Annotated in this window: 8 protein-coding genes; 3 read left to right on the top strand and 5 right to left on the bottom strand. The window is 56.2% G+C overall.

Annotation, left to right across the window (positions count from 1 at the left end; genetic code table 11):
- Nucleotides 1-175: 175 nt before the first annotated feature.
- Nucleotides 176-1,108, bottom strand: coding sequence for a dTDP-4-dehydrorhamnose reductase family protein (locus tag AWB64_RS12310; protein WP_060819201.1), 933 nt, complete (start codon nucleotides 1,106-1,108; stop codon nucleotides 176-178).
- Nucleotides 1,105-1,323 carry a heavy-metal-associated domain-containing protein gene (locus tag AWB64_RS12305; RefSeq protein ID WP_060819199.1) on the bottom strand — a complete coding sequence of 73 codons (219 nt, stop codon included), beginning with the start codon at nucleotides 1,321-1,323 and terminating at the stop codon, nucleotides 1,105-1,107. Before AWB64_RS12305 ends, AWB64_RS12310 begins: the two co-directional genes overlap by 4 nt.
- Before the next feature lie 81 nt (nucleotides 1,324-1,404).
- Here AWB64_RS12305 and cueR point away from each other — a divergent pair, with 81 nt between their 5' ends.
- Both cueR and AWB64_RS31370 read left to right on the top strand, forming a co-directional pair.
- Nucleotides 1,405-1,791 (top strand): Cu(I)-responsive transcriptional regulator, encoded by a 387-nt coding sequence (gene cueR, locus AWB64_RS12300; protein ID WP_060819197.1) that lies wholly within the window; start codon nucleotides 1,405-1,407, stop codon nucleotides 1,789-1,791.
- Nucleotides 1,792-2,062: 271 nt separating this feature from the next.
- Nucleotides 2,063-2,209, top strand: a complete 147-nt coding sequence (locus AWB64_RS31370) for a DUF3563 family protein (RefSeq protein WP_087882081.1) — start codon at nucleotides 2,063-2,065, stop codon at nucleotides 2,207-2,209.
- 73 nt (nucleotides 2,210-2,282) lie between these two features.
- Here AWB64_RS31370 and copM read toward each other — a convergent pair whose 3' ends face one another.
- The 3 genes from copM to AWB64_RS12285 all read right to left on the bottom strand — a co-directional run bounded on the left by copM (nucleotide 2,283) and on the right by AWB64_RS12285 (nucleotide 5,512).
- Nucleotides 2,283-2,693: a CopM family metallochaperone gene (copM, locus tag AWB64_RS12295; protein ID WP_060819195.1), complete on the bottom strand. Its 411-nt coding sequence runs from the start codon at nucleotides 2,691-2,693 to the stop codon at nucleotides 2,283-2,285.
- An 851-nt stretch (nucleotides 2,694-3,544) separates the two neighbouring features.
- Nucleotides 3,545-4,390 (bottom strand): 23S rRNA (adenine(2030)-N(6))-methyltransferase RlmJ, encoded by an 846-nt coding sequence (locus AWB64_RS12290; protein ID WP_060819278.1) that lies wholly within the window; start codon nucleotides 4,388-4,390, stop codon nucleotides 3,545-3,547.
- A 150-nt stretch (nucleotides 4,391-4,540) separates the two neighbouring features.
- On the bottom strand, nucleotides 4,541-5,512 hold the full coding sequence (locus AWB64_RS12285; protein ID WP_060819194.1) for a potassium channel beta subunit family protein: 972 nt from the start codon (nucleotides 5,510-5,512) through the stop codon (nucleotides 4,541-4,543).
- 308 nt (nucleotides 5,513-5,820) lie between these two features.
- Here AWB64_RS12285 and AWB64_RS12280 point away from each other — a divergent pair, with 308 nt between their 5' ends.
- On the top strand, nucleotides 5,821-7,050 hold the full coding sequence (locus AWB64_RS12280) for a DUF3734 domain-containing protein (protein WP_060819276.1): 1,230 nt from the start codon (nucleotides 5,821-5,823) through the stop codon (nucleotides 7,048-7,050).
- Nucleotides 7,051-7,054: the final 4 nt, after the last annotated feature.

Genomic DNA, 7,054 nt, shown 5'->3' with positions numbered 1-7,054 from the left:
TCAGGCTCCCCATTCGCTGAAATACACTCAGCATAAACGCAAAAACCCCACCCAACTCGGTGGGGTTTTTGCGTTTACGGTTCCGATTTAATGCGCAGATGTCGCGCAACTGTGCGAGCTTCCAGATCTCCGGGTTGAAAGCGTGCATCAGCGCAAAACTCGATAAATCACGCAGCTACCGTACGATTGTAGGTTCCGGCCAGTTTTGCATCACCGTGCGAATCCCGGTTTCGAATGGCGTTCTGCGACCCATATTCATCGATTCCAATACATCCGAGGCCAAGTGGCAGTCCTTCGGGCGAGGCGTAGCATCGACCGGTGCATATTGAGGATGAAGCTTGGCTTCAACGCCTAACTTCCGGGCGATACAAACAGCGATGTCATACTTTGTCATCGGCTCATCGCCAGACCAATGCATCACGCCATTGACAGGCGTACCGGATTCGCAGCGTTCCAATAACTGCCGAACCACAACTGCGACGTCCGGCGTGAAGGTCGGATAACGTGTCGCCCAGGCATCCATAGTCGCTGGCGCGTCTTCGCCCGTTGATTTCATGATAGCTGGCACCAAACTGGTTACTGCGGATTCGCTCCAGTCGACGACTGGTCCGTAGAGCAGCGGGAGACGTACAACGCAAGATCGCGCGCTTGTTCGCATCAACACAAGCTCTCCCTCGAGCTTGCTAAGACCGTACGCGTTGAGTGGGTTCGGTACATCGTCGGGATGGTAGGGCGGTTGAGTGCCATCGAAGACATAGTCGGTGGAAATCGAAAGTGTCCACGCTCCGATTTCCCGAGCGACCGTTCCAATGAAACGCAACGCATCCACATTTAAAGCCTTTGCAAGCGAGAGGTCGCTTTCGCAAATATCCGGTCGCCGCTCGGCCGCGGTTATCACAATGGCACTAGGATTCTGCTCAGCGATAAACCGCCGCACAGCGGCTTCGTCGCGGATATCGAGAATGACGGTCGTCGCGTTGCCGCGACGAAATGCCGTTTTAACCACTTGCCATCGCGTCTGCCGGGCAAGCTCGTCCGAAATCGCGCGCCCAAGTAGCCCGGAAGCGCCAATCACGGCGACTTTGAAGTCAGCGCTTTCGCTGATCATTCGGTTTTTGCCGAGAGAACTGTGTAACCGGCTTCATCAATGGCTTCTCTGAGCGCGTCGATAGTCTCGGTCGACGCAACGATCACTTTCCCGTGTTCAAGATCGACCTGCACTTTTGCATCGGCATCGATTTCATGAATCGAGCGCGTTACTGCCGCGACGCAATGCTGGCAGCTCATGCCTTCTACTTGAAATTCAGTCACGTCTATTCCCATGTTGAGTTTATGAAACGAGACATGCTATACCTTCCTATCGTTGGAAGGTGTACAGTTGAAATAAAATTTTGGAGCTTGACTATGAACATAGGTGAAGCCGCGCGCGCGTCGGGCGTAACCGCCAAAATGATTCGATACTACGAAAGCGTCGGGCTCTTGCCGCCTGTGGGGCGAGCAACGTCCGGGTATCGCGTGTACGGAACGCATGAAATCCACGCGCTCAAATTTGTGCGGCAGGCACGCCGACTCGGCTTTCTTGTTGAAGATATTCGAAAGCTCCTGGCTTTGTGGCAAGACCGAAAACGAGCTAGCGCAGAGGTGAAAGCAATCGCGCTCGAACACGTCGCGGAACTGGATAGACGAATTGCAGAGCTCACCGTCATGCGCGATACGTTGGCTCATCTCGCTGTCAATTGCCATGGCGATGAACGACCAGATTGCCCTATCCTGGAACGGCTCGCAGGTTGATTCGAGTTGGTGCAAAATTTACAATTCTTCCTTTTGCAAAGAACTATATTGGTGCAAATTTAGCTGGAAGTTTCGGGCTACAGCGAAAAACTTATAAGAATCAGTTGGTTGATCGGTATCGGTGCATGCACCATTCCAAAAAAGAATGCACCCAATGCAGGCATTTCACTAACACTCGGATGCCGGTTCATCTATAATTCGGGTTAACCCTTTTGAGGGATATCCCTGACCCGAACCGCCGGGGATTCATTGAAATCCTTGGAGAAAAATCATGTTTGCATTCCTGCTCGAAAAAGTCAGCATCTGGTTTGAAACCGCCGAACGTAATCGTCGCGAGGAATATCTGGCTCAGTCGTCAGATATCGTCCAGCTTGAAAAGCGCATCCGTTCGCTGGAAACCGAAGGTTATTCGCTGTAAATTCCGACCGGTATCCGGTTGAAGACTGAAAAGGCCCCGCATGCGGGGCTTTGTCATTTCTCGGTGGCGGCAGTCACTTGCTCTGTGGATGAGCCGCGAGCCACTGCTTCATGAACGTGATTTCCTTGTCCTGCGACGCGATAATTTCCTTCGCCAGTGCGCGCAACTTCGCGTCTTTCCCATACCTCAATTCGACTTTGGCCATAGCAACCGCTCCCTGATGATGGGGAATCATGTGGGCGACGAAATCGTGGTCCGCATTTCCGGTGTACTCGATGCCTGACATACCCGACATCATTGACTGGTCGGCTGCCTGAAATGCTTTCGTTGCCTCGTTCCCCGGGGCGTTCTTCGTTGCCGACATGTCCATGCCAGCCATTGATCCAGCGGATGCCGGAGCCTGCGCAAAAGCTGTCGGCATCGACACAGCGATGCACGCCGCAACCGCAGCAATACCAGTAATGATCGGTTTCTGGAATGTCATTAAATCTCCGTAAGTTATCGAGCCGGGAAGGCTAGCCTAAGGCTTACCATCGCGGTAAGGTAAAGCGCTTTCATATGATATGAACGAGTTCTTTGAGGCGTATCAACAATCATAATTTGACGCGGGGCGCCATGAGTTCAAAACAGACGTGGATCAGATGCGCAGCCCTGGCCGGCGCGATGCTGGTTTTCAGCACAATGCCAGCGGACGTCTTTGCACAGCCAGGAGGTCGGCCGCTCATCTTGGACACACAAACAGGGATCCATAGTGGCGCTGGTGGTACGGTCCTGCAGACGGGGCCACTGAACGAATCGGGCATGGTTCCGGCGCGCCCGCTCGGTTCGCTGCCGGAAGTACCGCAGCAGGGGCAGCAGCCGGTTGTAATTTCTCCGTACATTGAAGTGCAACCAGGCGGGTACGCCGGTGCTCAAGGCTATGGCATCTCGCCTGCAATCCAACCTCAGTCAGGTTCTGCGGGGTCGGGGCGCGGTCGTGGGCTGCGCTCTTCCGGGTCACATTCCGGCGGGTTATACGGCGTGCCGGCGGCTACTCGATCTCAGGCACAACCGGAACCGCAGTCTCAGCAACCGACCACCCGAGCGCAATCTCAAACGCGGTTGCAACCGCCGCCGCAGGTCGAATCGCAATCCCGCACTCAATCGCAGTCGTCCGAACAACCTCGGGCTCAACCGCGAGCGCAGCCTATACCCGCAGCGCCAACGTCCGCCGCAACCGATCCCGCGACTGCCTCAAAAAATGCGGGATTCGGACCAAAGGCCGTATCGCGTTCATCTGATCCGCACACGGCGACAGGCTCCGTCACTTCGGTGGAATAGCGAATGCAGCGTTTCTCAATCGCCCTTGTGCTCGAGCTTGAACGACGCCTTACTGTCTTGGCCGAGCGTATCGACCAGATAGGGGAGCGCCTGTTTCAGCTCGCCGGCCAAGGTGTACGGCGGATTCACGATAAACATACCGCTGCCAAACAAGCCAAAACCATCGACCGGCGGCTTGCTTACGGTCAATGAAGCATGCAGCCAGTTCTTCGGCTGGACGCGCTTCAACTGATCGGCGAAACGCTGCGACTCCAGCCGCGTCACTTGCGGATACCATACTGCATAAGTCCCGTTTGCAAACCGTTTGAGGCTTTCCTCAAGGCAATTCAGCGTACGCGCGTAATCGCGTTTGTCCTCGTACGACGGATCAATTAGCACCAAAGCACGGCGCGGCGGCGGCGGAAGAAGCTTGAGAATGCCTTCGAAGCCGTCGCCTTCGAAAAGCATCGCGCGGCGGCCGGCATCGCGGAAATTGTGGCGCAACACATCGATTTCGGTGGAATGCAGCTCGAACAGGCGCATCCGGTCTTGTTCGCGCATGGTTCGCCATGCAAGGTAGGGCGAACCGGGATAGAACTGCAGCGTCCCGTCCGCGTTGAGGGCTTTGACTTCCTTGACGTAATCCTTGAGCAGTCCGGGAAGATCTCGCTTGCCCCAAAGCTTGGCTATGCCCGTTTCGAACTCACCCGTTTTTGTCGCGTAACCATCAGCGAGCGAATACACGCCGGCCCCGGCATGTGTATCGATATACCAGAACGCCTTGTCCTTCTGGCCAAGGTATTGCAGCAACTGCACGACGATCGCGTGTTTCAGCACGTCTGCGTGGTTGCCTGCATGAAAGGCGTGTCGATAACTAAGCATGGCGATGAATGAGCGGAGACGAAAAACGAGAAGGAGCGGGCCGAGCCAGCCGGATAAATACCGGTCGAGATGCATTACGTCAGGTGCATTACGTTTACACGCCGGCGGGGTCGCTATTGTAGCCGACCCGCATGCCGCTTCCCGCCGCGCTCACACGAACGCGTCGCCAACGATCTCCTCCATCCGCGCCTTGATCTCGGGCGTGATCTTTTTTACGACATCGATCGCTTTCATGTTTTCGTGAATCTGTTCGACGCGTGACGCGCCGGTAATGACCGTGCTGACATGCGGATTCAGCAGGATCCATGCAAGGGACAGTTGCGCGAGCGAACAACCGAGCTGATCAGAAACTTCGGCGAGTCTCCCGACAATGTTGTTCGCTCCTTTGTCCGTGAGTTTTTTCGATAACCATTCGTAACCCTGCAATTGCGCGCGGCTATTGGAGGGAACTCCGTCTCTATACTTGCCGGTCAGCAAGCCGGAAGCGAGCGGGCTCCACGTAGTCAGGCCGAGTCCAATGTCCTCGTAGAGCCGCTTGTATTCCCGCTCGACACGCGTGCGATGCAGCAGGTTGTACTCAGGCTGTTCCATCACGGGTTTGTGCAGATGATGCCGCTCGGCAATGTCATGGGCGCTGCGAATCTCGTCGGCGCTCCATTCGGACGTGCCCCAGTACAAGGCCTTGCCGCGCGCGATGATGTCACTCATCGCCCAGACGGTTTCCTCTATGGGCGTATGCGGATCTGGACGATGGCAGAACACGAGATCGACGTAATCGAGTTGCAGCCGTGCAAGCGATCCGTCGATAGCGTTATGCAGGTATTTGCGATTGAGCGTCTGATGCTGGTTCGCACCGTCGTTGAGCCCGAAGAAAAATTTCGTGGACACCACATAGCTCACGCGTGGCCAGGCAAGTTCCTTCAGCGCGCGGCCCATGATTTCCTCGGACCCGCCTTTGGAATAGACCTCAGCGTTATCGAAGAAATTGACTCCGTGATCCCGCGCCGCCGCAAGCGACTCGCGTGCGACCCGGTGATCGACCTGAGTGCCGTAAGTCACCCACGAGCCAATCGACAATTCACTGACCTGCAAGCCAGAACGTCCCAGCCGACGATAGTTCATATGCGGTATCTCCAGTTTAGGGTTTCTTGTGGTGCGAATCGGGTCTCAAAGCTTAATTGGTTTTCACAATACACGCGGCGATGGGGATTGTCCGTGGGGTAAAGACTACAAGGATTGCGCAGGGTCGAAAAGCCGGCCGAATGGGCTATGACGTGTGCAGAAGGTTGATTGACGCGGCGTTGCATGGTCTTATTGTCCTAGAGCAAGCAAGCGTCGGCGCCCGGACGTAGAACACGTCAACAGGAGTTTCAATGGCAGAACGGACGAACAGTGTCAACGCGCGTGCAGGGTCAAAGCGCTCGAAGGTAATGAAAGAGCCCCGCGAAGTGACTTCGCTTGATCTTGCAGGACCAACGGAAGCAGCGGCGTCGCCCAGCCCGGATACGGCGAGGGCGATCAAGTTGCCGCCATACGAAACCATTGCGTTGATGCTGCAAGGAGGCGGGGCGCTCGGTGCCTATCAGGGTGGCGTTTATCAGGGATTGAACGAAGCGGGGATTCATCCGAACTGGATTGCCGGGATCTCCATCGGCGCGTTGAACACGGCAATCATTGCGGGGAATGCGCCGGAGAACAGGGTGCCGCGCCTGCTCGAATTTTGGGAAACGATCTGCCAGCCGGCTTTCATGCCGCCGTTGCCGGCATTCGTCGAGCACGCATTCTTTAATTCCACCGATGAAATTCGCAAGGCCTTCACGGCGATGCAGGCGGCGAGCGCGCTGGTGGAAGGCCAGAAGGGATTTTTCGTGCCGCGGTTTCCGCCGCCGTCGCCGTTGGCTGCGGGCGACCCCGCCACGGCCAGTTCCTATGACACACGGCCGTTGAAGGCAACGCTCGAACAGCTTTGCGATTTCGACCGGATCAACTCGCGGGAAACGCGGGTATCGGTGGGCGCCGTCAATGTGGCAACCGGGAACTTTGCGTACTTCGACAACACGCGCATGAAACTGCGTGCGGAACATTTCATGGCGTCCGGCGCGCTGCCACCAGGATTCGCTGCAGTCGAAATTGATGGCGAGTATTTCTGGGATGGCGGGCTCATGTCGAATACGCCGCTCTATGAGATTGCCCAGGCCACGCCGCGTCGCGACACGCTCGCGTTCCAGGTCGACTTGTGGAGTGCGAAGGGCCCAGTGCCGGACAGCATTGTCGACGTAATGGGACGGGTGAAGGACGTCCAGTATTCCAGCCGCACGCGGCTCGTCACCGACACCATGCAACGTTCGCAGCGATTTCGGAATGTCTTGAGGGAAGTGCTCGAGAAAGTACCGGTAGACGTTCGAAACAGCGATCCGTGGTGCAAGGCCGCGGAAGAACTTGCGTGCTCGAAGCGCTACAACGTGATTCACCTTATTTACAGGCACAAGGAGTTCGAGGGGCACTACAAGGACTATCAGTTTGGGTTGTCGACAATGCAGGAGCATTGGGCAAGCGGACTCACTGACATTCGTGGCACGCTCGGCCATCGTGACTGGCTGGATATGCCGCAGAATGATTCCGGCTTCATCACCCACGATATCCACCGCGACGGGCGCTAGCACG

Origin of the sequence: Caballeronia sordidicola (assembly GCF_001544455.2) — a bacterium.
GTDB lineage: Bacteria > Pseudomonadota > Gammaproteobacteria > Burkholderiales > Burkholderiaceae > Caballeronia > Caballeronia sordidicola.
Note: the sequence above shows the minus strand (reverse complement) of the source record. Positions and strands in the feature narration are given on the sequence as shown.